General features: G+C 67.2%; 26 protein-coding genes. 10 read left to right on the plus strand and 16 right to left on the minus strand.

Features of this window, described 5'->3' with window-relative positions; translation table 11 throughout:
• Nucleotides 1-17: 17 nt before the first annotated feature.
• Nucleotides 18-536 (minus strand): CreA family protein, encoded by a 519-nt coding sequence (locus WFK98_RS11150; protein WP_266338078.1) that lies wholly within the window; start codon nt 534-536, stop codon nt 18-20.
• Between the two features lie 82 nt (nt 537-618).
• Nucleotides 619-2,055: an MATE family efflux transporter gene (locus tag WFK98_RS11155; RefSeq protein WP_420909612.1), complete on the minus strand. Its 1,437-nt coding sequence runs from the start codon at nt 2,053-2,055 to the stop codon at nt 619-621.
• Between the two features lie 290 nt (nt 2,056-2,345).
• Here WFK98_RS11155 and WFK98_RS11160 point away from each other — a divergent pair, with 290 nt between their 5' ends.
• Together WFK98_RS11160 and WFK98_RS11165 are read left to right on the plus strand one after the other, a co-directional pair.
• On the plus strand, nt 2,346-3,425 hold the full coding sequence (locus WFK98_RS11160; RefSeq protein ID WP_266338080.1) for a DUF2865 domain-containing protein: 1,080 nt from the start codon (nt 2,346-2,348) through the stop codon (nt 3,423-3,425).
• A 204-nt stretch (nt 3,426-3,629) separates the two neighbouring features.
• Complete coding sequence (locus tag WFK98_RS11165; protein ID WP_266338081.1) at nt 3,630-4,868, plus strand: AGE family epimerase/isomerase; 1,239 nt, start codon at nt 3,630-3,632, stop codon at nt 4,866-4,868.
• Between the two features lie 61 nt (nt 4,869-4,929).
• On the opposite strand, the gene gltX is transcribed toward WFK98_RS11165, so the two are convergent.
• Together gltX and WFK98_RS11175 are read right to left on the minus strand one after the other, a co-directional pair.
• Entirely contained in the window at nt 4,930-6,312 is a 1,383-nt protein-coding gene (gltX, locus tag WFK98_RS11170; protein WP_336800255.1) for a glutamate--tRNA ligase, read from the minus strand.
• 43 nt (nt 6,313-6,355) lie between these two features.
• Nucleotides 6,356-7,453 carry an ATP-dependent DNA helicase gene (locus tag WFK98_RS11175; protein ID WP_266338083.1) on the minus strand — a complete coding sequence of 366 codons (1,098 nt, stop codon included), beginning with the start codon at nt 7,451-7,453 and terminating at the stop codon, nt 6,356-6,358.
• Between the two features lie 411 nt (nt 7,454-7,864).
• Between WFK98_RS11175 and WFK98_RS11180 the strand changes: the two genes are divergently transcribed.
• Nucleotides 7,865-8,680, plus strand: a complete 816-nt coding sequence (locus WFK98_RS11180) for a L,D-transpeptidase (RefSeq protein WP_266338084.1) — start codon at nt 7,865-7,867, stop codon at nt 8,678-8,680.
• Nucleotides 8,681-8,792: 112 nt separating this feature from the next.
• Here the strand turns inward: WFK98_RS11180 and WFK98_RS11185 are convergent, their stop codons facing one another.
• From WFK98_RS11185 to WFK98_RS11195, 3 genes are all read right to left on the minus strand, one after another.
• Entirely contained in the window at nt 8,793-10,460 is a 1,668-nt protein-coding gene (locus WFK98_RS11185; protein WP_336800256.1) for an NAD+ synthase, read from the minus strand.
• A gap of 88 nt (nt 10,461-10,548) precedes the next feature.
• Entirely contained in the window at nt 10,549-11,343 is a 795-nt protein-coding gene (locus tag WFK98_RS11190; protein WP_266338086.1) for a DODA-type extradiol aromatic ring-opening family dioxygenase, read from the minus strand.
• A 109-nt stretch (nt 11,344-11,452) separates the two neighbouring features.
• The gene (locus tag WFK98_RS11195; RefSeq protein ID WP_336800257.1) at nt 11,453-12,073 is read right to left on the minus strand and encodes a TetR/AcrR family transcriptional regulator; all 621 of its coding nucleotides are present in this window, start codon (nt 12,071-12,073) and stop codon (nt 11,453-11,455) included.
• An 80-nt stretch (nt 12,074-12,153) separates the two neighbouring features.
• Here WFK98_RS11195 and WFK98_RS11200 point away from each other — a divergent pair, with 80 nt between their 5' ends.
• Nucleotides 12,154-13,428, plus strand: coding sequence for an MFS transporter (locus tag WFK98_RS11200; RefSeq protein WP_266338087.1), 1,275 nt, complete (start codon nt 12,154-12,156; stop codon nt 13,426-13,428).
• Between the two features lie 124 nt (nt 13,429-13,552).
• Nucleotides 13,553-14,041 carry a DUF992 domain-containing protein gene (locus tag WFK98_RS11205; RefSeq protein ID WP_266338088.1) on the plus strand — a complete coding sequence of 163 codons (489 nt, stop codon included), beginning with the start codon at nt 13,553-13,555 and terminating at the stop codon, nt 14,039-14,041.
• A 53-nt stretch (nt 14,042-14,094) separates the two neighbouring features.
• Here WFK98_RS11205 and WFK98_RS11210 read toward each other — a convergent pair whose 3' ends face one another.
• From WFK98_RS11210 to WFK98_RS11225, 4 genes are all read right to left on the minus strand, one after another.
• Nucleotides 14,095-14,511, minus strand: a complete 417-nt coding sequence (locus tag WFK98_RS11210; protein ID WP_442907399.1) for a GFA family protein — start codon at nt 14,509-14,511, stop codon at nt 14,095-14,097.
• Nucleotides 14,512-14,521: 10 nt separating this feature from the next.
• Nucleotides 14,522-15,907: a class II 3-deoxy-7-phosphoheptulonate synthase gene (locus tag WFK98_RS11215; protein WP_266338090.1), complete on the minus strand. Its 1,386-nt coding sequence runs from the start codon at nt 15,905-15,907 to the stop codon at nt 14,522-14,524.
• Between the two features lie 138 nt (nt 15,908-16,045).
• Nucleotides 16,046-16,864 carry an LssY C-terminal domain-containing protein gene (locus WFK98_RS11220; RefSeq protein WP_336800258.1) on the minus strand — a complete coding sequence of 273 codons (819 nt, stop codon included), beginning with the start codon at nt 16,862-16,864 and terminating at the stop codon, nt 16,046-16,048.
• Nucleotides 16,865-16,890: 26 nt separating this feature from the next.
• Nucleotides 16,891-17,691 carry a helix-turn-helix domain-containing protein gene (locus WFK98_RS11225; protein ID WP_336800259.1) on the minus strand — a complete coding sequence of 267 codons (801 nt, stop codon included), beginning with the start codon at nt 17,689-17,691 and terminating at the stop codon, nt 16,891-16,893.
• A gap of 117 nt (nt 17,692-17,808) precedes the next feature.
• Here WFK98_RS11225 and WFK98_RS11230 point away from each other — a divergent pair, with 117 nt between their 5' ends.
• Both WFK98_RS11230 and WFK98_RS11235 read left to right on the plus strand, forming a co-directional pair.
• Entirely contained in the window at nt 17,809-18,210 is a 402-nt protein-coding gene (locus tag WFK98_RS11230; protein WP_336800260.1) for a hypothetical protein, read from the plus strand.
• 55 nt (nt 18,211-18,265) lie between these two features.
• A complete protein-coding gene (locus WFK98_RS11235; protein WP_336800261.1) occupies nt 18,266-18,628 on the plus strand; it encodes a nuclear transport factor 2 family protein in 363 nt (120 codons plus the stop codon).
• Here WFK98_RS11235 and WFK98_RS11240 read toward each other — a convergent pair.
• The 4 genes from WFK98_RS11240 to rpiA form a co-directional block, all read right to left on the minus strand.
• On the minus strand, nt 18,625-19,515 hold the full coding sequence (locus WFK98_RS11240) for a DNA-3-methyladenine glycosylase 2 (protein ID WP_336800262.1): 891 nt from the start codon (nt 19,513-19,515) through the stop codon (nt 18,625-18,627). The genes WFK98_RS11235 and WFK98_RS11240 overlap by 4 nt on opposite strands.
• Nucleotides 19,516-19,645: 130 nt before the next feature.
• Nucleotides 19,646-21,025 carry a glutathione-disulfide reductase gene (gene gor, locus WFK98_RS11245; RefSeq protein ID WP_336800263.1) on the minus strand — a complete coding sequence of 460 codons (1,380 nt, stop codon included), beginning with the start codon at nt 21,023-21,025 and terminating at the stop codon, nt 19,646-19,648.
• A 29-nt stretch (nt 21,026-21,054) separates the two neighbouring features.
• Nucleotides 21,055-21,561, minus strand: coding sequence for a DUF2059 domain-containing protein (locus WFK98_RS11250; RefSeq protein ID WP_266338097.1), 507 nt, complete (start codon nt 21,559-21,561; stop codon nt 21,055-21,057).
• 28 nt (nt 21,562-21,589) lie between these two features.
• Nucleotides 21,590-22,288, minus strand: coding sequence for a ribose-5-phosphate isomerase RpiA (gene rpiA / locus WFK98_RS11255; RefSeq protein ID WP_336800264.1), 699 nt, complete (start codon nt 22,286-22,288; stop codon nt 21,590-21,592).
• 154 nt (nt 22,289-22,442) lie between these two features.
• Here rpiA and gph point away from each other — a divergent pair, with 154 nt between their 5' ends.
• Nucleotides 22,443-23,114: a phosphoglycolate phosphatase gene (gph, locus tag WFK98_RS11260; protein ID WP_336800265.1), complete on the plus strand. Its 672-nt coding sequence runs from the start codon at nt 22,443-22,445 to the stop codon at nt 23,112-23,114.
• A gap of 76 nt (nt 23,115-23,190) precedes the next feature.
• Here the strand turns inward: gph and WFK98_RS11265 are convergent, their stop codons facing one another.
• Entirely contained in the window at nt 23,191-24,066 is an 876-nt protein-coding gene (locus WFK98_RS11265) for a cell envelope integrity EipB family protein (RefSeq protein ID WP_266338100.1), read from the minus strand.
• 182 nt (nt 24,067-24,248) lie between these two features.
• Between WFK98_RS11265 and WFK98_RS11270 the strand changes: the two genes are divergently transcribed.
• Together WFK98_RS11270 and WFK98_RS11275 are read left to right on the plus strand one after the other, a co-directional pair.
• The gene (locus WFK98_RS11270) at nt 24,249-24,713 is read left to right on the plus strand and encodes a RidA family protein (RefSeq protein WP_266338101.1); all 465 of its coding nucleotides are present in this window, start codon (nt 24,249-24,251) and stop codon (nt 24,711-24,713) included.
• 6 nt (nt 24,714-24,719) lie between these two features.
• Nucleotides 24,720-25,490: a glycerophosphodiester phosphodiesterase family protein gene (locus WFK98_RS11275; RefSeq protein ID WP_336800266.1), complete on the plus strand. Its 771-nt coding sequence runs from the start codon at nt 24,720-24,722 to the stop codon at nt 25,488-25,490.
• Nucleotides 25,491-25,540 lie beyond the last annotated feature (50 nt).

Consider the following 25,540-nt stretch of genomic DNA (forward strand, 5'->3'; position numbering starts at 1 on the left):
GCCATGGCGGCTGCGCGCTACTTGACGAAATCGGCGCATCTCGGCGCCGGCTTGTCGCCCCAGGGCATGATCGGCACGCTGGAGATCGAGTTCTTCGGGCTGCCGTCGACCAGCTTGTCGGAATAGACGAGATAGACCAGCACGTTGCGCTTGGTGTCGCAGCCGCGCACGATCTGCATCTTCTTGAACCAGATCGAGCGCCGCTGGCGGAACATCTCGTCGCCCTGGTCGATCTTGTCCTTGAAGCTGATCGGACCGACCTGTCGGCAGGCGAGCGAGACGTCCGACGTCTCCTCAGCAAGGCCAAACATGCCCGACACGCCGCCGCGTTCCGGCGCGGCGAAATGGCAGGCGACGCCGTCAATGTCGGGGTCGTCGACGCCGTAGACCGCGATCTTGTCGTTCGGCGTGACCCATTTGAAGGTCGTCGATTCCTTGAAGATCAGGTCTGGACCATCGGCCAGCGCAGGCCCGGCGGAGGCCAGCATGGCAGCGGCGGTCAGGGCGACGGCGGTGAGGACGGATCCAAGGCGCATATTGCTCTCCGAGACAAGACAGTGCGCCCAATATAGGTAGGCGTGCCGCCGCAACGAGCCCCGTCGCGGCGGCACGCGGAAATCAATGCGCCATCACGATCGGCTCGGAGCCGCCGCGCAGGAGGCCGAGCCGTTCGCGCCGCAGCCAGCGCGCCAGCAGCAGCCCCGACACGACGGCGAGCCCGGTAGCAAGGCCGATCCATATACCGATGCCGCCGAGCCCCGCCCAGAAGCCGAGCAGCACGCTCGACGTGAGGCCGACGCCCCAGAAACCGAGCGCCGCATAGATCATCGGCACGCGGGCGTCATGCATGCCGCGCAGCATGCCGCCGGCGATCGCCTGGGCGCCATCGAACACCTGGAACAGGGCGGCGATGCCGAGGAAGGAGACAGCGAGCGCGATCACCTCGGCATTCGAGGGATCCGTGCGATCGAGGAACACGCCGATCAGGGTCTCGGGAATCGCCAGCATCGTCAGCGCCGTGCAGGCCATGAAGCTGACGCCCAGGATGAAGGGCGTCCAGCCGGCGCGGCGGATGGCGTCCGCGTCGCCGGCGCCATAGGCGATGCCGACGCGGACGGTGACGGCCTGTGAGAATCCGAGCGGCACCATGAAGCAGAGCGCGGCGATCTGGATCGCGATCGCATGCGCAGCCACGGCGACGGGACTGATCAGGCCCATCAGGAACACGGCCGCATTGAAGACGGAGACCTCGAGCGCAACGGCGACGGCCATGGGCAGGCCGAGCCGCCAGAGCGCCAGGAAGCGCGGCCAGTCGGCCCGCCAGAAGCGGCCGAAGACGCGATAGCGCCGGAACGTCCGGTCGCGGGTGCAGACCAGCGCCATGCCGAGGAACATCACGGTGGCCGAGAGCGTGCTGCCGATGCCGGCGCCGAACATGCCGAGCTTCGGCAGGCCGAAATGGCCGAACACCAGCGCCCAGACGATCAACGCGTTGAAGGCGACGCCGGCCATGCCGACGACGAGCGACCAGAAGGGCCGCTCCAGCGCGGCGATGAAGGAGCGCAGCACCAGATACCAGAGGAAGGGCAGTAGCGCCCATTGCATGCCGCGCATGTAGGTAGCGGCGAGATGCGCGAGTTCGGCGTCCTGGCGGAGCCAGAGCAGCAGTTCCTCCGTGTGCCAGAGCAGGATCCAGAACGGTATGGCGAGGACGACCGACGCCCAGAGTCCCTGCCGCACGGTGCGTCGGACCTCGCGCACGGCATGGCGATTGCGCCCGCGTTCGCGCGCCACCATGGGCGACACGGCCGAAACGAGGCCGATGCCGAAGATCAACAGCGCGAAATAAAGATTCGTCGCCAGCGCGCTCGCCGCCAGATGCCGCGCGTCGACCCAGCCGAGGATGACCACATCGGTGGCGGTGATGACCGTCTGCGCCAGGTTTGTCAGGATCAGCGGCAACGACAGCAGGATCGTCGCCCGGATCTCGGCCAGCCAGGGGTGGGTTCTGTCGGCCCCCGCCGGGGCCTGCGCACGCGCGGTCATGATGCGGATTCTCTCGTGGTGAAGGGACGCGGTATCGCCCGCGCCACCAGCGCGCCACCTAGTCACAACCCGCGCCGAATAGCCAACCAAAGATCCTGATATCAGCCATCAGCCTTGTTGCAGATGCCGACCGCCGGCTCGTCTTTGTGGCAAAAGCGCGGCCATGGTGATGACCGTCCGACGCATCCGTGCTATGGCGTCTTGCCCTTGGAACGAGGGGCAGACCGGCACAGCGCACGCGACCAAGGGCCAGTTCCATGCGTATCGAGAGTGTGTTTTCGCGAATCTTGGCAACGGCCATGATCCTCCTCGCGGGCGCCGCAACGGCCGAAGCGGCGTCGAGCGTCTGCACGCGGCTGGAAGGTCGCCTCGCCTCGCTGCAGCGCAGCCAGGGCGCGAGCGCGGGCAAGGCCGCCAGCCAGGACAACGCCATCAACCAGCAGCGCGCCGCTCTCAACGCCGCCAACGCCGAAGCGCGGCGCGCCGGCTGCAAGGGCGGCTTCCTGATGTTCAAGTCGACGTCCGCCGCGCCGCAATGCAGCGGCATCCTGAAGCGGATCAACGCCATACAGGCGAATCTCAACCGGCTGGAGCAGCGCCGCAGCGCCTCGGCCTTCGATCCCAACGCCAGTGCCCGCCAGCGCTCGGACATCCTGCAGCAGCTCGCCCTGAACGATTGCGGCCCGCAATACGCCGCCTATGCCCAGCAGCGGCCGCGCAACTTCCTCGAGCGCCTGTTCAACCCGGAAAACCGCGTCTACGACACCCAGCAGGTGGCGCGCGTCCCGGCGGTTGCCGAACGCGATCCAGGCTACAGCTCCGGCGAGACCGAGCGCGGCTTCGGCGGCGGCAGCTATCGCACGCTCTGCGTCCGCACCTGCGACGGCTATTACTTCCCGATCAGCTTCTCGACGCGCCGCTCGAATTTCGCCACCGACGAGCAGGTCTGCCAGCAGATGTGCCCCGGCACCAATGTCGCCCTCTACGCCCACCGCAATCCGGGCCAGAACAGCGGCGACGCGCGCTCGACGACGGACGAGACCCCCTATAGCGCGCTGCCGACCGCTTTCGCCTACCGCACCAGCTTCAATCCGGGCTGCACCTGCGGCAGCCCGTCCTCGGTCGCGGCGTTCACCGGCGGCTACAGCGCATCGACGCTCGCCACCGAGACCGCGCTTTCTGAGCCGATGCCGCCCGTGCCGGGCACGGCTCCGCCGACCGGCGAGGATCCCGAGACGCTCGCCAACCGCGCCGGTGGGCTGGACCCCGATTCCCTCGGCACGGCCAGCGTCGAAACACCGGTCGCCAACCTCGCGCCGCCGCGCCAGGCCGGCGTCTTGCGCCGGGTCGGCCCCTCCTATTTCTACGCCGCCCAGTAGGACCGATCCTGCTGGTTCTCCGGCGATGAAGGATGGGCATGCCCCCCTGCGCGGCATGATGGACGGCCGCATCGACTCAGTGTTCAACTACGCCGCGTTCGCCGACGCTCGCGCCCCTGGGGTGCGCACGGGCGGCGCGCCAGATAACGATTGCCCGACCGCCAGCAAGGCGGAGCGGCATGGACAGGACGGGAGCAGACGCCAATGACCCTCATCACCACGCCGCCCTGGCTCGGGCTGCCGACGCATCGCGCCTGGCTGGACGATCAGATCAACCGTCTGGTCCGCTTCGTCCAGGGCTCCCGGCTGGAAGCCGGCGGCTTCGGCTATCTGCTGGAAGACGGCACCGCCGACCTGACGCGCCCGCGCGAGCTCTATCTCAATTGCCGCCTGACCCATGTCGCCGCCCTCGCCTATATGCGTGGCATTCCGGGCACGGCCCACCTGATCGACCACGGCATCGCAGCGATTACCAACGACTTTCACGACCGCGCGAATGGCGGCTGGTTCTCGGCGCTGGAGCCGGCCGGCGGTCCGATCGCCGGCCGCAAGGCGGCGTATGACCATGCCTTCGTCCTGCTCGCCGGCGCGTCGGCGACGGAAGCCGGCCGGCCGGGCGGACGCGAGCTCTTCGACAGCGCCGTCGCCGTGTTCCTGAAGCATTTCTGGGACGAGGAAGCCGGCATGTCGCGCGAATCCTTCGCGTGGGACTTCACCGACTCCGAGGACTATCGCGGCGCCAACTCCAACATGCACCTGGTCGAGGCCTGCCTCGCTGCCGGCGATACGTCGGGCGACGCTGTCTGGTACGACCGGGCCCTGTCCATGGCCGACCGGCTGATCAACCACGCCGCACGCGAGCGCAACTGGTTCCTGCCCGAGCATTTCGACACGCAGTGGAACCCGCGCCCCGAATACAACACCGACGACCGCGCCCATCCGTTCCGGCCCTATGGCTCGACGGTCGGCCATTGGCTGGAGTGGTCACGCCTGCTGGTGCATATCGAGGCGTCGCTCGCCTCGCCGCCGGCCTGGCTGCGCGAGGCCGCGACGGCGCTGTTCAACCACGCCATCACCTTCGGCTGGTCGGTCGATGGCCATGACGGCTTCGTCTACACGACGGATTTCGAAGGCGCCGTCGTCACCGACGTCCGGATGCACTGGGCACTTTGCGAAGGCATCGCCGCCGCCGCCCTTCTCGGCGCGGTGACGGGCGACGCGCTCTACGAGCATTGGTACCGCAAGCTCTGGGACCACGCCGCGCGATATTTCGTAGAGCAGGAGCGCGGCACCTGGAAGCACCAACTCGCCGCCGACCTCTCCGAGGCCGGCTCCGTCTGGCCGGGTCGCCCGGACGCCTATCACGTACTGAACGCGCTGCTTTTGCCGCAACTGCCGGCCGCGCCGGGCGCGGCGACGGCATTGGCGCGCGGACTGGCCTGACCGTCCGCGAGACAGTTCCAAAGACGATCATCGAGGCCGGCTTTGCCGGCCTCGTTCCTATTCAGGTGGCGAGCGCCGCATCGAGGCGGGCCAGGGCCCGCTCACGGCCGATCAGCGGCAGCATCGCCGCCAGTTCCGGGCCATGATCGAGGCCCGTCAGAACCTGGCGCAGCGGCATGAACAGCGCCCTGCCCTTGCGACCGGTCGCAGCCTTGACCGCGTCGGTCCAAGCCTTCCAGCTCTGGCCGTCGAACGGTCCCGACGGCAGCGCCTCGCGCGCCGCTGCCAGGAAAGCGGCTTCCTCGGCATCCGCCGCGACATGCGCCGCGACGGGGCCGGTGACCACCGTCCACCATTCCACCGCGTCCTTGAGGCGAACGAGGTTGCCGCGCACGGCGCTCCAGAAATCCTCGCCGCCGCCGACGCCGAGCGCCTGCAGCCGATCGGCGATCTCGGCATAGGGCTTCGCGTGAAGCAGCTTGGCGTTGAGGCCGTCGAGATCGGCCGGATCGAACTTGGCCGGCGCCTTCGAGACCATCGAGAGATCAACGAGACCGGCGAGCGTCGGCAGATCGGCGACCGGCTCGACGGAGACCGAGGTGCCGATCAGCACGGCGAGCGAATTGACCGCCATCGGCTCATAGCCCGCCTCGCGCAGCGACCCCAGCGATAGCGCGCCGGTGCGCTTCGAGAGCCCCTCGCCGCTCGCGGTCGTCAGGGTGTTGTGATGACCGAAGACCGGCAGGGGCGCACCCAGCGCCTCGAACAGCTGCAGCTGCACGCCGGTATTGGTGACGTGATCGTCGCCGCGGATGATGTGCGTGACACCCATGTCCGCGTCATCGACGACGGAAGGCAGCGTGTAGAGATAGGTGCCGTCCTCGCGGATCAGCACCGGATCGGACAGCGAGCCGATATCGACCGTCTGCGGTCCGCGAACCAGATCGTCCCAGGTCACATGGCCGACCGTCTCGTCGAGCTTGAAGCGCCAATGCGGCCGGCGGCCCTCGGCTTCCAGCTTCGCCCTGTCCGCATCGGTCAGCTTCAGCGCGGCACGGTCATAGACCGGCGGCAAGCCGCGCGCGGCCTGGCGCTTGCGCTTGCGGTCCAGTTCCTCCGACGTCTCGTAGCAGGCATAGAGGCGGCCGGCGGCCTTCAGCCGCACGACAACCGCGTCATAGGCGTCCGTGCGCAGCGACTGGCGCTCGAACTGGTGCGGCAGGATGCCGAGCCAGTTGAGATCGCGCTGGATCGCCTCGGCGAACTCCTCCCTCGAGCGCTCGCGATCCGTATCGTCGAGCCGCAGGATGAACCGCCCGCCCGCCTTCAGGGCGAACAGCCAGTTGAACAGGGCGGGCCGCGCGTTGCCGATATGAAGGTAACCGGTCGGCGACGGCGCGAAGCGGACGATAACGGATGGGCTGGTCACGGATGGGCTGGTCATGGCGAACGCTTTAGCGTGCGCCGCCGACCGCTGCAACGAGCGGCTAGCGGACGATGGTGATGCGCTTGGCGGCGCGGGTCAGGCCGGTGTAGAGCCAGCGGTCGCGGTGCTCGCGAAAGGCGTAGCTCTCGTCGAAGAGGACGAGATTGTCCCATTGCGAGCCCTGCGACTTGTGCACGGTGAGCGCGTAGCCATAGTCGAACTCGTCCGAGTTGCGGCGCTGCGCATAAGGCAGGTCCTCGCCGCCATTCTCGAAGAAGTTCGGATGGACCGACACCTTGACCGCCTTGCCGGTGGCGTCCTCTTCCGGCTTCACGGCGAGGCGCAGCAGGCTCTTGCGCGGCGCCGCCAGCTCCGAGACTACCCAGGTGCCGCCGTTCAGGAGGCCCTTCTGCTTGTCGTTGCGCAGGCAGACGAGCTTGTCGCCGACCGCCGGCATCGGGCTCAGCAGGCCCTTCAGTTCGCGGATGCGCTGGTTGTAGAGCCGGCGCGTCTTGTTGGTGCCGACGAGGACCTGATCGGCGGCGAGGATCTGCGCCGCGTCGATTTCGCGGCGCGAGATGACGCGGCTTTCGCCGTGCTCGCCATATTCGACCGGTTCGCCGGCCCGCACCGCCATCGAGAGGCGGATGATCGGATTGTCCTGCGCCTGGCGATGCACCTCGGTCAGCATCTGGTCCGGCTCGGACTCGGTGAAGTAGCCGCCGCCCTTGACCGGCGGCAGCTGCGCCGGGTCGCCGAGCACCAGCACCGGCGTGCCGAAGGAAAGCAGGTCGCGGCCGAGCTCCTCGTCCACCATCGAGCATTCGTCGATGATGATCAGATCGGCCTTGGACGCAGCGCTGTCATGGTTGATCGCGAAGGTCGGCTGCTCGTCGTCGTCATCATTGGCGCGCGGTCGGTATATCAGGCTGTGAATCGTGCCGGCGCCCTCGCAGCCCTTGGAGCGCAGCACATGCGCCGCCTTGCCGGTGAAGGCCGCGAAGGCGACGTCGCCGTCGATGCCTTCGGCGATATGACGGGCGAGCGTCGTCTTGCCCGTTCCGGCATAGCCGAACAGGCGAAAGATCGGGCTGTCTCCGCGCCGCAGCCAGCTGGATACGGCGGAGAGCGCATTTTCCTGTTGGGGCGACCAGCGCATGAAGGCTCCGAGGCAATGACCCGCCCCTGATAGCCGATTCATGCGCAGAGCACAGGAATGCGGAGGGCGAATGCCCGCGTCATTTAAGCAACAGTGTCCGGCTTCTCAACCTTTGGAGCCAAAACATGCTTAACACGCCTTGGTTTCGGCCAATCTCGGCCTCAGACAAGAACGAGCGAGACCACGCAGGGGCGGCAAGCCCTCTCGGATTGGCAATCTGTGTGGCCAAATTGTCATTGCGGCAAAACGCGAAAGTAACCAGTAAGAACAAATATCATTCTTATTGGATCGCGCCGCCAGGGCGTGGGCGGGTTCGGACCAATCGAGACGATCGGGTTCGGGCGCGCCTTGTCAAGGCGTTCCGGTTTTAATTGGGTTCCCCCCCAGCATGATAATGAAAAGGAACAGGCTTTGAACGAGACGAAGCCTCTCAAGACGGCGGGTAAGCTCAGCCGCCGGACGTTCATGATCGGCTTGCCAGTGGTGCTTGCGGCCTGCCAGACCTCGCAGCCGGGCGGCCCCGTGGCGAGCGCGGGCGGCATGGGCAATGCCCCGGTCATCGACCAGGGTTTTGCGTCGATGTACGGCCCGATCACCGACGAGCCGTTCCCCGTCAGCGCGATCGACCTGACCAAGATCAACCCGCGCTTCTACCGCCAGGTCGTCAACCTGCCGTCCGAGATCAATGCCGAACCGGGCACGATCGTCGTCGACCCCTACAACCACTTCCTCTACCTCGTCTTCGAGAACGGAAGCGCGCTGCGCTACGGCGTCGGCGTCGGCCGCCAGGGCTTCGCCTGGTCGGGCGATGCAACCATCCAGGCCAAGCAGCAGTGGCCCAAGTGGCATCCGCCCAAGGAGATGATGGCGCGCGACCCGGAAGCCGCGAAGTGGCCGGACGGCATGCCCGGCGGCCCCGGCAATCCGCTCGGCGCCCGCGCGCTCTATCTCTACCAGGGCAAGGTCGACACGCTCTACCGCATCCACGGCACGACGCAGCCCTGGTCGATCGGCAAGTCGCTCTCGTCCGGCTGCATCCGCATGATGAACCACGACATCATCGACCTCTACAGCCGCGCCCCGATCGGCACCAAGGTCAAGGTCCTCGGCAATTCCACGCCGGATCCGGTCGCGGTCTACGACTCCAAGGGCGGCGCCCGTCCCGATCCCGAGCCGGCCTCGACCGCCGGTTACGTGCCGATCCCGCCGGACAACGTCCACGGCTGATCGAGCTGTCCGAAACAGAAAGGCCCTCCATCCGGAGGGCCTTTTCTTTTGGGCGATACGACAAAGCGCCGTGCGCGAGACGCGGTCCCGACGGGAACCGCGCCGCGCCGGCTCAGGCGCGGTCGCGGAACTTGTTGGTGATCGGGTAGCGGCGGTCGCGGCCGAAGTTGCGGCGGCTGATCTTCACGCCCGGCGCCGCCTGGCGCCGCTTGTACTCGGCAATCGCGAGCAGATGCTCGACGCGCTTCACCGTGGCCTCGTCATGGCCGCGAGCGATCACGTCGCCAACCCGCATCTCGCCCTCGACGAGGCTCTCGAGGATATCGTCGAGCACGTCATAGGGCGGCAGCGAATCCTGGTCGGTCTGGTTCTCGCGCAGCTCGGCCGTCGGCGGCTTGGTGATGATCCGCTCCGGGATCACCTCGCCCGAAGGCCCGAGGCAGCCTTCCGGCAGGTTGGCGTTGCGGAAATGCGAGATGCGGAAGACCTGCGTCTTGTAGAGGTCCTTGATCGGATTGAAGCCGCCATTCATGTCGCCATAGAGCGTGGCGTAGCCGACCGACATTTCCGACTTGTTGCCCGTCGTCACCACCATGGCGCCGAACTTGTTCGAGATCGCCATCAGGATGGTGCCGCGCGCGCGCGACTGCAGGTTTTCCTCGGTGATGTCGGCGGCCTTGCCGGCGAACATCGGCGCCAGCGCGTGCATGAAGCCCTCGACCGGCTCGGCGATCGGCACAATGTCGTAGCGCACGCCGAGCTTCTCGGCGCAGGCCTTGGCGTCGACCAGGCTGTCCTGCGAGGTGTAGCGGTAGGGCAGCATCACGCAGTGGACGCGCTTCGCGCCGAGCGCGTCGACGGCGATCGCCGCCACCAGCGCCGAATCGATGCCGCCGGAAAGACCAAGCACGACGCCCGGGAAACCGTTCTTGCCGACATAGTCGCGCAGGCCGACGACGCAGGCGAGATAGTCGGCCTCGTCGCCCTCTTCCACCCGCGCCTTCGGCCCGTCGATGCAGCGCCAGCCGCCCTCGTCCCTGGCGAAGTCGACGAATTCGACCGTCTCGCGGAAGGCCGGCAGCTGCACGGCGAGCGAGCCGTCGGCGTTGAGCACGAAGGAGGCGCCGTCGAAGACGAGCTCGTCCTGGCCGCCGACCTGGTTCAGGTAGACGAGCGGCAGGCCGGATTCCTTGACGCGCGCGACGGCGACGTTGAAGCGCTGGTCCATGACGCGGCGGCGGAACGGCGAACCGTTCGGCACCAGAAGGATCTCGCCGCCGGTCTCGGCGATGCACTCGACCGGATCAGGCCCCCAGATATCCTCGCAGATCGGCACGCCGACCCTGACGCCGCGCAGCACGATCGGTCCCGGATGCGGTCCCGGCGTGAACACGCGCTTCTCGTCGAAGACGCCGTAGTTCGGCAGGTCGACCTTGAAGCGGACCGCCTCGATCCGGCCGTTGTCGCAAAGCGCATAGGCGTTGTAGAGCTCGCCGTCCTGGGCCCAGGGCAGGCCGATCAGCACGGCCGGGCCGCCATCGGCGGTATCGGCGGCGATCGCCTCGCAGGCGGCGCGGCAGGCCTCCTGGAAGGCCGGCTTCAGCACCAGGTCTTCCGGCGAATAGGCCGACAGGAACAGTTCGCTGAACATGACGACGTCGGCCTGGCCGGACGCCGCCGTCGCGCGCGCGGCGCGGGCCTTCGCGAGATTGCCGGCGATGTCGCCGACAATCGGATTGATCTGGGCAAGAGCGATGCGGAGCGTGTCGGGGCGGGTCATGTTCTGCCTTTACCGCGCCGCCCTTGCGGCGGCAACGGGAAGTCGACGGCGGGCCGAAAAACTCCGGCCGGCCGCCCTGCCCCGACATCTAGCCGAAGCGATACATGTCCATCGAGAGCGCAGAATATTCGTAGGAATTGTGGATGCGCTCGCCCTTCGCGCCCTCGCCCGCCGCGCCGAGCGCGACGAAGAAGGGCATGAAATGATCGTCCTCGGGATGCGCCATCACAGCATGCGGCGCCCGGGCGCGATAATCGACCAGCGCGTCGGCATCGCCCGCCGCCGCCGTGTCGGCAACCCAGTCTGCGAATTCGCGCGCCCAGGCGACCGGCTCGGCATCGACGGCCGGCATGCCGCCCGGATTGCGGAAGAGGACGCGCAGATTATGCGTCGCCGCGCCGGTGCCGATCACCAGCACGTCCTGCTCGCGCAGCGCCGCAATCGCCCGGCCGAGCGCCAGATGATGGGCCGCGTCGCGATGCGGCTGGATTGACAGCTGCACCAGCGGCACGTCGGCATCCGGCCAGACCAGCGACAGCGGGATCCAGGTGCCGTGATCGAAGCCGCGCTTCGGCGCGACGTCGACCGGCAGGCCGGCGGCGCGCAGTTCGTCCGCCACTTCGGCGGCGACGGCGGCATCGCCCGGCGCCGGATAGTTGATCTCGTAAAGTGGCCGCGGGAAACCGCGGAAATCATAGATCATTTCGGGATGCGGATCGGCAACGACGGTCGGCTGCTCCGTCTCGAAATGGGCCGAGACGACAAGCACCGCGCGGGGACGCGCAATCGTTGAGGCGAAATTCTGCAGGAACCGATGGGCCGGCGTATCCGTCAGCGCCAACATCGGCGAGCCATGCGACAGGAAGAAGGTGGGAAGCGACATCGGACTATCCTTTGCATGTTGATCGAAAGGTAGTCCCGGCCGCCCTTACCCAGAAGATGCACAACAAAGCACGCAGTGTTCAACTCGCGTGATCAATCTCCGGAAGGGGCTACGTTTTCAGGCTGGCGTCGATCATCAGCCCGGCGGCGATCGCGATCGAGCGCGCCGGCCCGCCTTCGCCGAAGAGCTGGCCGGAGACATAGGCCCCCTCGACCAGCAAAAGCAGGCCGTCGCCGAGCACCTCCGGCTCCCTTACGCCGAGCTGGCGCGCGAGTTCGGTCAGCCGGCGGCGAAGCTCGTGCTTGTTCCCGACCGCCACCAGCCGCGCCGGATTGCTCCTGTCGGGGAATTCGACGGCCGCGTTGGTCATGCCGCAGCCACGATAATCGGCGCTCTGCGCCCGGACGCTGATCGCGCTCAGATAAGCCATGATCTGCGCGCGCGGATCGCCCGGATGCCTGGATACCGCAGCGTCATAGCGCCCCCAGAATTCCGTGTCGTAATCCCGCATATAGGCGGCGGCAAGCTCGTCCTTGGACGCGAAATTGCGATACAGGCTCGGCTTCGTGACGCCGGCCCGCTCCACGATCTCCTCGATGCCGACGGCACGGATGCCCTGGCGGTAGAACAGTTCGCGTACGGTCGCGCGGATCCGGTCCGCGGCGCGCGGCGGCGCGTCCGCCCTCCCCTTGCTGGCCTTCGCTGCGGGTCGATCGCCGCTGCTTTCCAAAACTTCGTCTCCCGAGCCGCTTGACGATGTAACTGAACGGTACGTAACATGCATCAATCCGAAACGGAACGGTCAGTAACATGAATATGGTCCGCCGTCGGCCCTTTGGCCAGAACTATGCCTTCGTCGTCGCCGGCGTGATCTTCGTCTGCCTGCTCGCCGGCGCCGGTCTCCGCGCCGCCCCGGGCGTCATGATGCTGCCGATCGAATCCGCCTTCGGCTGGAGCCGCGAGACGATCTCTCTCGCGGCGGCCATCGGCATCTTCCTCTATGGCCTGACCGGCCCGTTCGCCGCCGCGCTGATGCAGAGCTTCGGCATCCGCCGCACGCTGATCGGTGCGCTGATCCTGATGTCGCTGTCGACCGGCATCAGCGTCTTCATGTCGGCGCCCTGGCAATATGTCGCCACCTGGGGCGTGCTCTCCGGCGTCGCTTCCGGCTCCGTCGCCATGGTCCTCGGCGCCACGGTGGTGAACCGCTGGTTCGTCACCAATCGCGGCCTGATGATGGGCCTGCTGACGGCCAGCACGGCGACGGGAACGCTGATCTTCCTGCCCGGCATGGCGGCGCTGGCGCAATGGGGCGGCTGGCAGGCGGTCGTCATCACCGTCGCGGTCGTCTCCGCCGTCCTCGTGCCGATCGCCTATTTCTTCGTGCCGGAGCGGCCGCAGGATATCGGCCAGCGTCCCTTTGGCGCGGCGGAAGGCGACCCGGCCCCGGCCGGCCCGCAGGGCAGCGCGCTCGCCAATGCCTTCAACGCGCTGTTCGAGGCCGCCCGCACCAAGACGTTCTGGTACCTGTTCGCGACCTTCTTCATCTGCGGCTTCACCACCAACGGGCTGGTCGGCACGCACATGATCGCCTTCTGCGGCGACATGGGCATGCCCGAGGTCCAGGCGGCCAGCCTTCTCGCCATGATGGGGCTGTTCGACCTCTTCGGCACCACCGCTTCCGGCTGGCTGACCGATCGCTTCGATCCGCGCAAGCTGCTGTTCGTCTATTACGGGCTGCGCGGACTGTCGCTGATGTTCCTGCCCTTCACGGATTTCAACGTCTACAGCCTGTCGATCTTCGCGGTGTTCTACGGCCTCGACTGGATCGCCACCGTTCCACCGACCGTGAAGCTCGCCAACGAAGCCTTCGGCGACCGAAAGGCCCCGATCGTCTTCGGCTGGATCGCCGCCGGCCATCAGCTGGGCGCCGCCTCGGCCGCCTATTTCGCGGGATACATGCGCACGGCCCAGGGCAACTATCTCGACGCCTTCATCATCGCCGGCGCGACCGGCATCGTCGCCGCGCTCCTGTCGCTGATGATCGGTCGCCGCAGGCGCGCACCCCAGCTGGCGACCGCCTGACCCAGCGTCCATCAACGAATTTTGCAGTTTTGGGAATGCCAATTCGCACGCTTCGCGTGTAGAAGGAGGGCGACTCATGACCCTTCGCATGAGCCATGCCCAAACAAATTCCACGAGGTCGACTATGTCGAATCTGCATAAGGCGCTTGTCGCCGCCGTCGTCTCCGTTGCCGCCGCCCTCCCGATGGCCACGACCGCCCAGGCCGCCGTCAAGACCGGCGTGCTGACCTGTCACGTCTCGGCCGGCGTCGGCCTGATCTTCGGCTCGCGCCGCAATGTCGAGTGCGAGTATCGCTCCCGCCGCGGCACCACGGAATTCTACAAGGGCCGCATCGACCGAGTCGGGCTCGACGTCGGCGTCACCCGCAACAGCGTGATCGTCTGGAACGTGTTCGAGCCGACGCGCCGCCATGGCGACCTCTCGGGCCGCTACACGGGCGCGACCGCGCAGGCGACCGTCGGCGTAGGCCTCGGCGCCAATGTCCTCGTCGGTGGCGGCGAAAACAGCATCGCCCTGCAGCCGCTGTCGGTGAGCGCCCAGACCGGCCTCAACCTTGCAGCCGGCGTCAGCTCGCTGCACCTGACCCGCGCCCAGGCGCCGGTGCGCCGCTAAACGAAAACCGGCGCGTGCCTCGGCGCGCGCCGGATCCCGTTACGGATGTCGTTCTATTCGGCCGAGGGCGCGGGGCGCCGGACGGCATAGGCGGGAACGCCGTCTTCGATGCCGTAATAGTCGCCCTTGTCCGCGACAAAGATATGCTTGTCCCAGGTGACGCCAGTCGGCCCGTCGAAACCGCCCATGGCGATCGCGATCCGCGACGAAGCATTCTCCCAGAACAGCACCGAGCCGCAGGTTCCGCAGAAGCCGCGCCGCGCCGTCTCCGACGACGCGTACCAGCGCACATGCTCGCTGCCCATGATCGTAAGATCCGCGCGCTCGACCGAGGTCGAGGCGAGAAAATGGCCGGTCTGCTGGCGGCACATCCGGCAATGGCACCCGACGACGGGGGCCAGCGGGCCGGCGACCCGATAGGTCACCGCCCCGCACAGACAGGCGCCGGAATGCGTCTCCCCGCCCGTCACCGCGTGCGCCTCAGAGGCCGGCGACGGCGCGCTGCTGGACGACGCCCTGGCGGCTCGTCTTCAGCAGCTCGGCGACGAGAAAGGCGAGCTCCAGCGCCTGGTCGGCATTGAGGCGCGGATCGCAATGGGTGTGGTAGCGGTCCGACAGGTCCTCGTCGGTGATGGCACGGGCGCCGCCCGTGCATTCCGTGACGTTCTTGCCGGTCATCTCGATATGGATGCCGCCCGGGAACGTGCCCTCGCCCTGATGCACGTCGAAGAAGCTCTTCACTTCCTGGAGGATCAGGTCGAACGGCCGCGTCTTGTAGCCGCTCGAAGCCTTGATCGTGTTGCCATGCATCGGATCGCAGGACCAGACGACCGAGCGACCTTCGCGCTCGACGGCGCGGATCAGCTGCGGCAGGTGATCGAACACCTTGTTGGCGCCGAAGCGGCAGATCAGGGTCAGCCGGCCCGGCTCATTGTCCGGATTGAGCAGGTCGATCAGCTGCAGCAGGCCGTCGCCGGTCAGCGACGGGCCGCACTTCAAGCCGATCGGGTTCTTCACGCCGCGCATGTATTCGACATGCGCATGGTCCGGCTGGCGCGTGCGATCGCCGATCCACAGCATGTGGCCCGACGTGGCGTACCAGTCGCCCGTCGTCGAATCGACGCGCGTCATCGCCTGCTCGTAGCCGAGCAGCAGCGCCTCGTGCGAGGTGAAGAAATCGGTCGAGCGCAGCGACGGCGTCGTATCCGGATCGACGCCGCAGGCGCGCATGAACGCCATCGACTCGGAGATGCGGTCGGCGATCTCCTGGTAGTGGTGCCCCTGCGGACTATCCTTGACGAAGCCGAGCATCCACTGATGCACATGCTCGAGATTGGCGTAGCCGCCCTGCGCGAAGGCGCGCAGCAGGTTCAGCGTCGCGGCAGCCTGGCGGTATGAATCCTCGATCCGGCGCGGATCGGGCACGCGCGCTTCCGGCGTGAACTCGATGCCGTTGATGTTGTCGCCGCGATAGCTCGGCAGTTCGACGCCGTTGATCGTCTCGGTCGGCGCCGAGCGGGGCTTGGCGAACTGGCCAGCGATGCGGCCTACCTTCACGACCGGCATGGAGCCGGCGAAGGTGAGGACGACGGCCATCTGCAGGAAGACGCGGAAGAAGTCGCGGATGTTGTCCGGGTGATGCTCCATGAAGCTCTCGGCGCAATCACCGCCCTGGAGCAGGAAGCTCTCGCCACGCGCCACGGCTGCCAGGCTCTTCTTGAGCTTGCGCGCCTCGCCGGCAAAGACGAGCGGCGGGTAGCTCGAAAGCCGTCCCTCGACCGCGGCGAGCGCCGCTGGATCCTGATAGTCCGGAACCTGCTGGATGGGCTTCGAGCGCCAGCTGTCCGGCTTCCAACTCGTCTTCATCGTCGTCACTCCACACCCCTGCCCGCCTTCGCACATCGAGTTCGCGCGTGACGGACCTCGTCGGGTCTCGAAAGGTGCGGTCTTATACACGCATGCTGCGCGGGAGGCTACCGAAGAGGCCGGAGCGTAACCTTCCCGTCAGAACAGCGACACGGCCCAGTGCCAGAGACGATCCTTGAAGCCGACAAAGGCAGGCGGCGGCAGGATCTCGGGCGGCTTGGTGGACTTGGCGCCATCCGGCACCAGCCGCGACACCCAGATCTCGCCATCCGTGTAGTAGGGGTCGCCCTCGCCGTTGCGACCGTTCACGGTCGGGCCGATGCCGGTGACCTGATACGTCGCCTCTACCATGCCGGCCTTCTGCAAATCATCGGTCAGCAGGTCGCGCACGGCATCGATGTCGGGGCCGATGTGATGGGTCACCTGGCCGGTGTCGTGGCTGAGACCGACGCCGCGATCGAAGGTGGCGGAACCGAGCCAGACCGGCCGGCCCTCCGCGCCTCTGTCGAGCACCTGCCAGAAGCGGACATGGTCGCGCTTGTCGGCGCTCTCGCCGACCGGCTTCTCGAAGGCGAAATCCTCGCGCCGGCCATCATAGAAGAGCGGGCTGACGGGAGCGTCGTGATAGGGCCGGTCGAGCACGACGCTGCCGACGATCTCGATGCTGGAGCGCCATGTGATCGGATCGGCCGGATACCAGCCCGCGCCATGCATGGCCCGCAGCACGTCCTCCTTGCCGCCGACGAGGCCGACATTGAGCGGGTCGCCGGGAATGCCCTGCGCGGTGTGGGTCACCATCGGCCGGTCGGCAAGGCCCGGTTGGTGCTCGTAGTGCGTCCATGCCATCGGCAGCACGACATAGGCGGCGAGGCCATAGAGCAGCAGCACGGCGACAAGGCCCGTGACCAGGTTGCGCAGCCTCAGTCGCCTGGAAAGCCCCTTGTTCGCCGATGCCATCGCCCTGCCCCCCGTGAAGGGTTGCATCATGACGCCGCTGCAAGCCGGCGCAAGGCCTCGGCGGTCTCGTCGTCGGCCGGAAAGAAGGATTCCACCGCCAGTTCCGAAAGCGTCACGTCGACCGGGGTTCCGAACAGCGTGGTGGCCGAAATGAAGGAGAGCGTCTCGTCGCCGAGGCGGACGCGGTAGGGCACGGCGATGCCGCCGAAATCGTCCTCGGCAGCCCGCCCTTTCGGCGCCGGCGGCGCCGGATAGGCGCGCAATTCGTCCAGCAGGTCGGCGAGCCCCCCATCGCCGCACAGGTCGATCTCATGCGCCAGCCGCGCCAGAAGATACGCCCGCCATTCCGCGAAATTGAGGGTGCGCGGCGCCAGCCCGTTCGGGTGCAGCGCCAGCCGCAGGACATTGACCGGTGGCTCCAGCAGGGCCGCATCGACGCCGGCGACGAGCCGCATGATGGCGGCGTTGGCGGCGACGAGGTTCCAATGCCGGTCGATCGCCAGCGCCGGATAGGGCTCGTGTCCCTCGATGATGCGCTCGACCGCCCGACGGGCGGCAGCGAAACCGGCATCGTCCAGCTCTCTCTCGCGGTAGACCGGGGCGAAGCCCGCGGCGACCAGCATCCGGTTCTGCTCGCGCAAAGGCACCTCCAGCTCGGTGGCGAGCCGCAGCACCATGTCCCGGCTCGGTCGCGATCGGCCGGTCTCGATGAAGCTCAGATGCCGCGTCGACATCTCTGCATCGCCGGCAAGTTCCATCTGGCTGAGCCGCCGGCGTTGCCGCCAGTCGCGGATCTGTTCGCCGATCGGGCGGGGATTCGGTTCCATGCGGCGACGATACGGCAAGCCCGGGCGTCGATCCAATTACCTCGGACGTAATCGACTTCATGCCCTCGGCCCGCAAATCTCCGGCCTGTCAGCAACGACGAACCGAGGAACCGGATCATGAACATCACCCGCCACCCCCATTTCCTGCGCCGCCTGCTCCTGGCGGACGCGGCCAGTTGCCTCGCCATCGGTGCCGCCCTGGCGCTCGGCGCCGGGCTCGTCGCCGACCTGCTCGGACTGCCGGCCGACCTGCTGCGCGCGGCCGGCCTGGTGCTGCTGCCCTTCGCCGCCTTCGTGCTGTTCGTCGCCAGCCGGCCGATCCTCTCACGGCCCGGCGTCTGGCTGATCATCGGCTGCAATGCCGTCTGGGTCGCCGGCAGCGCTGCCCTGTTGATCGGAGGCTTCGCCGCGCCGACGGCACTCGGCATCGTCTTCGTGGTCGCGCAGGCTTTCGTCGTCGCCGTGGTGGCGGAGCTGGAGGCAATGGGCCTGCGCGCCACCTCGCCGATCCCGGCCTGATCTCTCCCCCTCCCCGCGCGAGCGATCCCTCCCAACTGCCCCCTGGAGATTGACCATGACCAACACAGCAGCACTCGTCGAACGCTACATCGCCAGCTGGAACGAGACCGACGCCGCCAAGCGCCGCGACCTGATCGCCGCGACATTCACGGAGAAGGCCGCCTATGTCGACCCGATGATGAAGAGCCAGGGCCATGGCGGCATCGACCAGATGCTGGCGGCCGTGCAAGAGCGCTTCACCGGCCTCCGCATCAAGCAGGTCGGCAAGGTCGATGCTTATGAGGATCGGGTCCGTTTCTCGTGGGAACTCGGCCCGGAAGGCGGGCCTTCGGTCGCCGGCGGCACCGATTTCGCAACGATCGAAGCTGGCAGGCTTGCAAGCGTCGTCGGCTTCCTTGACTTCGCACCGGGCGCCTAGCCGTCGGCGAGACTCGCCCAGAGATGGGTGGTGGCGAGGCTTCGATGCGGGGCAAAAGCCAGCATCGAAGCCTCCTGCGCCTTTATGTCGGGACGCTCGGCAAGGCCGTGCAATCGCTGCAACGCGGCGGCGAGGCCGGAATCGCCGATCGGCGCCATGTCGGGAAAGCCGAAGCCGCGCAGCAGGATGTAGCGCGCCGTCCAGGTGCCGATGCCGCGCACGGCGACAAGCGCCGCCTCCGCCTCGACGGCGGATCCGGCGGCAAGCGCATCAAGCGAGAGTTGCCCTTCGACGATCAATCCCGCGACGCCAATCAGGTAGCTCGCCTTGGAGCGCGAAAAGCGTAGTGCGGTCAAATCCTCCATCTCCAGCGCCGCGACGCGGAACGGATCCGGATGGGCATAGAGGCCGCTTGCGGCGTGACGCACCCCGGCGCGCTCGATCATGGCGCGACGGAGCGCGGCGGCGAAGGTCAGGTTGATCTGCTGGCCGATCACCGCCCAGCAGACGGCGTCCCAGATATCGGCCGTCAAGGGAATGCGCAGCCCGCTGCGGGAGCCGACGATGCGGGCGCCATCGGCGCGCGGCGCCACCAGCGCCTCGAAGCCGACGGGATCGCTGCCGAGCCCGAGCATGCGCGAAACGATCCGCTCCACAGCGTCCGAAGACAACGCGTCCGTATCGATGCGGATATCGGCTCTCGGCAGGACGAAATCGTCGGAATAAGCGAGGTCGATTTCGAGAAGATGCCCGGAGCCATCGATCAGGAGAGTCTTCGCGATGATCCGCCCCTCGACCCGCTCGCTGACGCTGAGCCGGTCCCGGCCATGATAGGCGAGCGCATATTCCGGCCGGAATCCGGCTGGCAGGCTCAGGGTCCATTCCATTCCGCGCGTTTCCCTCATGCCGCAACATCGGCCGGTCGATTGCGCTGCGCTAGCCCGATGCCGACAGCGCCGCCATCCGGTTCTTGCTACGGAATTCGAAGGCGACGGGAACGGCGAAGCCGGGACGCGGTCAACCGTTGCGGCGGTGCCGGATGCTCGGCTCGCGCATGGTGACGAGTTCCTCGGCGGCGGTCGGATGCAGCGCCATGGTCGAGTCGAAATCAGCCTTGGTGGCGCGCATCTTCAGCGTGATGGCGACGATCTGCACGATCTCGCCGGCATCGGGGCCGAGGATGTGGCAGCCGATGACGCGGTCGCTGTCGGCATCGACGAGCAGCTTCATCAGCGTCTTCTCGTTGCGCCCCGAAAGCGTGTGCTTCATCGGCCGGAAGCTGGTCTGGTAGACATCGACCGCCGGGAATTCGGCCAGCGCCTCTTCCTCGGTAAGACCGACCGAGCCGATCTCGGGCTGCGAGAACACGGCCTTCGGAATGCCGAGATGATCGACCGAGATGCGCTTGCTGCCAAAAACCGTATCGGCGAAGGCGTGGCCCTCGCGGATCGCGACCGGCGTCAGATTGACCCGGTTGGTGACGTCGCCGACCGCGTAGATCGAGGGAACATTCGACTGCGAGAATTCGTCGACGACGATGGCGGAAGCGCCGTCGAGCTGGACCCCGGCATTTTCAAGCCCGAGCCCGCGCGTATTAGGGATCCGGCCCGTCGCGATCATGACCTCGCCGGCCGGCAGCGCCTCGCCGTTGCGGGTACGCGCCAGCAGGCCGTCCGCCGTCTTCTCGATCGAGGTCAGCACGTCGCCGGTCAGCACGCGGATGCCCTTCTTCTCCATCTCCTCGCGCAGGGTGCGACGCAGGTCGGCGTCGAAGCCGCGCAGGACGGCGTCGCCGCGATGGATCAGGGTCGTCTCGACGCCGAGGCCGTTGAAGATGCCAGCGAACTCGACGGCGATGAAGCCGCCGCCGACGATGACAATCTTCTCCGGCAGGCGCGGCAGATGGAAGGCCTCGTTCGACGAGATCGCCAGTTCTCTACCCGGCAGGTCCGGCTCGATGAACGGCGCGGCGCCCGTCGCGACCAGGATGTACCTGGCCGTGACGAGGCGATCCTCGCCGACGAGCCGCACCGTGTGCGGATCGACGATCTCCGCCCGCGTCTGCACCAGCTTGGCGCCGGAGCGCTCGAGATTACGGATGTAGATCCCGTTGAGGCGGTCGATCTCCTGGTCCTTGGCGGCCACGAGGCGCGACCAGTCAAAGGTCGCCTCCCCCGGCGTCCAGCCAAAGCCGACGGAATCCTCGAACTCCTCGGCGAAGCGCGAGGCATAGACGAACAGCTTCTTCGGCACGCAGCCGCGGATCACGCAGGTGCCGCCGACGCGATACTCCTCCGCAACCATGACGCTGGCGCCATGGCCGGCGGCGATCCGGCCGGCGCGAACGCCGCCGGAACCGGCTCCGATGATGAAGAGATCGACGTCGAACTGGGTCATGAGAGGATTTCGGCTTCCGGGGCTTCGACTTAGAAGTCGATGCCCTTCTTCTTCAGGTTCTCGCGGGACTTTTCGAACAGCTCTTCGCCGACGCGATCCGACCAACCCTTGACCGACTGCAGCGTCTCACCGACGACCTGCGGGCCGATATCGGCGAGCTTGGCGCCGGCCGGGCTCTTGTAGAAGGTCGAGATCGCGTTCAGCTCGTCCTCGGAGAAGTGCTTGGCCCAGATGCGGGCGACGTCGTTGTCGAGGTCCTTGCGGCGGGCGACGAGCTCGAGCGCCTGGGCGTCGACCACTTCGGCGATCGCCTGGTGCTGGTCCGGACGGAGGCGGATCAGCTTGTTCTGGGTCTGCTGCGACAGGAGCGGCAGCAGATTGTCGAAGCCGCGCGAGGTCTTGGCCGCATGGACCGCCTCGAGCGCCGCAGCGACGTGGGAATCGGTCACTTCCTGCGCCTGAGCGAAGCCGGCCGAGCCCATGGCCAGGCCGGCGGCCAGCACGGCGGCGCCGATGGATTTGCGGATGAAGGTCATGGAGAAACTCCCGATGGGCGAAATGATGTTAAGCCACCAACCAGCTGATGCCTTCCGGCCGAGCGATGACGGCGGCAGATGCAAGTCCGATGAAGAGACCGTGCTCCACGACCCCCGGAATCGCGGCAAGAGCGAGACTCAAGGCTTCTGGATCGCGAATAAGGCCAAAAGATGCATCGATGATGGCGTGGCCACCATCGGTGACGAAGGGAGAGCCATCGGCGGCGAGACGTCGCGTCAGGCTCGAGGGCATGTCCAGCCGGCGGGCCGTATCGGCGATCGCCGCCGTGGTGGCGCCGATGCCGAAATGATTGACCTCGATCGGCAGCGGAAAGGCGCCGAGCGTTTCGACCAGCTTGGAGCCGTCGGCGATGACGATCATCCGGCTTGACGCCGCCGCGACGATCTTTTCGCGCAGCAGCGCGCCGCCGCCGCCCTTTATCAGGCGCAGCCGGCTGTCGAGTTCGTCGGCGCCGTCGATGGTCAGGTCGAGATGCGGCAGTTCCTCCAGCGTCGCCAGCGGAACGCCTTCGGCCCGCGCCAGCTCCGCCGTGTGCTCCGACGAGGGAACGCCGACCACCGACAGACCGCCGCGAACGCGCGCGCCAAGACCGCGGATGAAATGATTGGCGGTCGACCCGGAACCGAGGCCGAGCTTCATGCCGTCCTCGACCTGCTCGAGGGCCGCGAGCGCCGCCTGCTTCTTGAGTTCGTCGCTGGAAATCATCTGGCACTTCAGGTTGCGGTGTGATGCCGATCCGGCGCGGCTTGTTAGCATGGGGCGTGGCCGCCGCCAACGCCCACGCGACATCGTCCCGCCTTTCAGGCGATGAATGGAGTTGGTAGGTTCGCGAACCTCCATGAACGGAATCCCCTCCCCGATGCGCCCCATCCTCGTCTTCGATCTCGACGGCACGCTCGTCGACACCGCGACCGACCTCGTCGCGACGCTCAACGTCGTGCTCGAACAGGAGGGCCTCGCCACCGTGCGTTATGAGGATGCGCGGGCGATGGTCGGCCATGGCGCCCGCGTCCTGATCGAGCGCGGCCTCGCCGCCAACAACGTCACCCGCGACACGGCGACGATCGACCGGCTGTTCGACACCTACATCGCCTATTACGCGGCGCATATCGCCGATACGAGCCGCCCCTTCGACGGCGTCATCGCGGCGCTGGATCACTTCGCCGCCGAAGGCTGGCTGCTCGCCGTCTGCACCAACAAGCTCGAGGGGCTGTCGATGCTGCTGCTCGACGAGCTCGACCTTTCCAATCGCTTCGCGGCGATCTGCGGCGCTGACACCTTCGCGGCGCGGAAGCCCGACCCGCTCGCCCTCAACGAGACCATCCGCCGCGCCGGCGGCGATCCGCGCCGCGCCGTGATGATCGGCGATTCGAAGACCGACATCGACACGGCCAAGGCGGCCGGCATTCCCGTCGTCGCGGTGGATTTCGGCTACACGCCCGTTCCCGTCACGGAGCTGGGCCCCGACGTGGTGATCAGCCATTTCGACGAGCTGAAGGGCGCGGTCGCCGGTCTGGCCGTCCACGCCTGAAAACGGATCGAGCGAGGCGGGGCCCGCCTCGCTCGATCCGACTTATCCGAAAAAGTCTTGAGCCCGGCGACTGCACCTAGTGGCAGCGCTTGGCGGTGACCTTGATCGGCTTCATGTCGAGCCGGACGAGCTTGCCGGTCAGCGCGAAGTCGCCATAGTCGAGCCGCATACGCCGCGTCACGCCATTCTCGTAAACGATAAACGACAGCTCATAGGCGGGCGACTGTTCTCCGTTCGCCTTCTGGTCGAAGTAGCTCAGCGTGACGGGCCAATGCCGGACATTGGCGATGCCGGCCTGCTTGGCGGTCGCTTCGTCTCCAAGGTCGTCCGCGCCGGAATTCGTCGCGCCGATCACCGCCGCGGTCGCATAGGGCTTCTCGCCCTTCTCCGAGCCGTCGAAGAGCCCGACCTCGACGAAGCGGTCGCCGCGCATCGCCGCATCGATGATCGTTGCGAGATGCTGGTTCGGGAACTGGAACGTCGGGGCGATGTCGAAGCGCTCGGACTTCGGCTTGGCGAGCGTCACATGCAGCTTGCCGCCCTCACGCTCGGCCGAACCGGTCGAATCCTCGGCCAGCGTGCCGTCGACATAGCTCTTGGTGGCGAAGCTGAAGCTCTTGCCGTCGGCATCCTCGAAGGTCGAGGTAGCGACATCGGTGAGCCGGGAATTGCCGTCGCCGTCGCTGATGCGCGTCACGAAACGGAGCTTGGTATTGTAGCCGTCGCAGCGCGTGCCGGAGAAGTCATAGACCATCCGCCCCTCGGCATCGCTGACCGTCTCGGACTTGCCGCCGGAGTCGAGCCTGAGGTCATAGACGGCCTGATGCGCGGCGAACGGCAGCTTGGCCGGCGCGGGCGAAAGGGCGACGGCCGATCCCGCCATGACCAGCAAGGATGCGACACCCGCAGCCAGCGCCAGACCCCTGCGACCTGCACCCATTGAAACGCTCATGCTCACTCCCATCGTCGTCAAGCCGACATAGGGCTGACATAGAGCGCATTTCAATCAGCAAAACGGCGAAACGTCTACGCATCACATACACGGCTTCGCCACCCACGGACGGGCGCCGCGCTTGCAGGCGCCGCGGAATCAAGCGAAACCGAGAAAAACCTCAGAAGCCATTGGAGAACCCCATGTCGAGCCAGATCGAAAGCCGCCTCGAAGCTCTCGGAATCGTGTTGCCCGCGGCGGTCGCGCCGGCCGCGAACTACGTGCCGGCCGTGGAGAGTCGCGGCTATCTCTACATCTCGGGCCAGATCCCGATGGGCCCGAACGGCATCGAATATGTCGGCAAGCTCGGCCGCGAACTGGGCCTGGAGGAAGGCCGCGCCGCCGCCCGCCTCTGCGCCATCAACATCCTAGCCCAGGCGAAGGCCGCCCTCGGCGACCTCGAGCGGATCGGCCGCGTCGTCAAGCTGGTCGGCTTCGTCAACTCCGATCCGGAATTCGGCGACCAGCCCAAGGTGGTCAACGGCGCCTCGGATCTGATGGTCGAGGTTCTCGGCGACAAGGGGCGCCACGCCCGCTCGGCCGTCGGCGTCGCCGCCCTGCCCTTCGGCGTCGGCGTCGAGGTCGAAGCCATCCTCGAGATCGCCTGACCGGTCATGAGCAGCCCCAACTCGACCGCGGCCCCCGCCTGGCTGACCGCGCGCCCGATCGCCCACCGCGCCTACCATGACGCGGCGAGCGGCCGGGTCGAAAACACGCTCTCGGCCGTGCGCGCCGCGATCGACCGCAATTTCGCGATCGAGGTCGACCTGCAGCTGACCGCCGACGGCGCCGTCGTCGTCTTCCATGACGACACGGTCGACCGCCTGCTGCAGGCGAGCGGCCGCGTCGACGCGATGTCGCTCGCCAGCCTCAAGGCCACCGCCTTCAGGCAGGGCGGCGACAGCGTGCCCACGCTGGCCGAGCTGCTCGAGGCCGTCGCCGGCAAGGTTCCGCTGGTGATCGAGCTGAAGAGCAACTTCGACGGCAACCGCCGGCTGGAAGCGGCCGTCGCGCCGATCCTCGCGGCCTATGCCGGTCCGGCGGTGGTGATGTCGTTCGACCCGGACTCGATGGCCGTCATGCAGTGGCTGCTGCCGTCGATACCGCGCGGCATCGTCGCCGACCGCTACACCGATCTCGACGAATGGGGCTACCTCACGCCGCGCCAACGTTTCGCGCTGCGCAATCTCTCGGCCGTGCCGAAGGTCGGCGCCGGCTTCGTCTCGTACGACCTGAACGGCCTGCCTTCCTTCGCCCCGTCGATGGTGCGGGCCAGCGGCCTGCCGCTGATCACCTGGACCGTGCGGACGCGCGAGCAGGCCGAGAAGGCCAGGCTCTATACCGACCAGATCACCTTCGAGGGGTTCGATCCCGACCAGGGCTGAGCTGCGGTCGGCCGAAGACGGCTTTCGCGGCCCGGCGCCGCGGAAGCCAT

Source organism: Kaistia sp. MMO-174 (assembly GCF_037147815.1).
In the GTDB taxonomy this organism is placed as follows: Bacteria; Pseudomonadota; Alphaproteobacteria; order Rhizobiales; family Kaistiaceae; genus Kaistia; species Kaistia nematophila.

Excerpts from the sequence above, each read along its gene's own strand:
- WFK98_RS11150 (WP_266338078.1), bottom strand. The coding sequence starts at position 536 with ATGCGCCTTGGATCCGTCCTCACCGCCGTCGCCCTGACCGCCGCTGCC.
- WFK98_RS11160 (WP_266338080.1), top strand. The coding sequence starts at position 2,346 with ATGATCCTCCTCGCGGGCGCCGCAACGGCCGAAGCGGCGTCGAGCGTC.
- WFK98_RS11165 (WP_266338081.1), top strand. The coding sequence starts at position 3,630 with ATGACCCTCATCACCACGCCGCCCTGGCTCGGGCTGCCGACGCATCGC.
- gltX (WP_336800255.1), bottom strand. The coding sequence starts at position 6,312 with ATGACCAGCCCATCCGTGACCAGCCCATCCGTTATCGTCCGCTTCGCG.
- WFK98_RS11175 (WP_266338083.1), bottom strand. The coding sequence starts at position 7,453 with ATGCGCTGGTCGCCCCAACAGGAAAATGCGCTCTCCGCCGTATCCAGC.
- WFK98_RS11185 (WP_336800256.1), bottom strand. The coding sequence starts at position 10,460 with ATGACCCGCCCCGACACGCTCCGCATCGCTCTTGCCCAGATCAATCCG.
- WFK98_RS11190 (WP_266338086.1), bottom strand. The coding sequence starts at position 11,343 with ATGTCGCTTCCCACCTTCTTCCTGTCGCATGGCTCGCCGATGTTGGCG.
- WFK98_RS11200 (WP_266338087.1), top strand. The coding sequence starts at position 12,154 with ATGAATATGGTCCGCCGTCGGCCCTTTGGCCAGAACTATGCCTTCGTC.
- WFK98_RS11205 (WP_266338088.1), top strand. The coding sequence starts at position 13,553 with ATGTCGAATCTGCATAAGGCGCTTGTCGCCGCCGTCGTCTCCGTTGCC.
- WFK98_RS11215 (WP_266338090.1), bottom strand. The coding sequence starts at position 15,907 with ATGAAGACGAGTTGGAAGCCGGACAGCTGGCGCTCGAAGCCCATCCAG.
- WFK98_RS11220 (WP_336800258.1), bottom strand. The coding sequence starts at position 16,864 with ATGGCATCGGCGAACAAGGGGCTTTCCAGGCGACTGAGGCTGCGCAAC.
- WFK98_RS11225 (WP_336800259.1), bottom strand. The coding sequence starts at position 17,691 with ATGGAACCGAATCCCCGCCCGATCGGCGAACAGATCCGCGACTGGCGG.
- WFK98_RS11230 (WP_336800260.1), top strand. The coding sequence starts at position 17,809 with ATGAACATCACCCGCCACCCCCATTTCCTGCGCCGCCTGCTCCTGGCG.
- WFK98_RS11235 (WP_336800261.1), top strand. The coding sequence starts at position 18,266 with ATGACCAACACAGCAGCACTCGTCGAACGCTACATCGCCAGCTGGAAC.
- WFK98_RS11240 (WP_336800262.1), bottom strand. The coding sequence starts at position 19,515 with ATGGAATGGACCCTGAGCCTGCCAGCCGGATTCCGGCCGGAATATGCG.
- gor (WP_336800263.1), bottom strand. The coding sequence starts at position 21,025 with ATGACCCAGTTCGACGTCGATCTCTTCATCATCGGAGCCGGTTCCGGC.
- WFK98_RS11250 (WP_266338097.1), bottom strand. The coding sequence starts at position 21,561 with ATGACCTTCATCCGCAAATCCATCGGCGCCGCCGTGCTGGCCGCCGGC.
- rpiA (WP_336800264.1), bottom strand. The coding sequence starts at position 22,288 with ATGATTTCCAGCGACGAACTCAAGAAGCAGGCGGCGCTCGCGGCCCTC.
- gph (WP_336800265.1), top strand. The coding sequence starts at position 22,443 with ATGCGCCCCATCCTCGTCTTCGATCTCGACGGCACGCTCGTCGACACC.
- WFK98_RS11265 (WP_266338100.1), bottom strand. The coding sequence starts at position 24,066 with ATGAGCGTTTCAATGGGTGCAGGTCGCAGGGGTCTGGCGCTGGCTGCG.
- WFK98_RS11270 (WP_266338101.1), top strand. The coding sequence starts at position 24,249 with ATGTCGAGCCAGATCGAAAGCCGCCTCGAAGCTCTCGGAATCGTGTTG.
- WFK98_RS11275 (WP_336800266.1), top strand. The coding sequence starts at position 24,720 with ATGAGCAGCCCCAACTCGACCGCGGCCCCCGCCTGGCTGACCGCGCGC.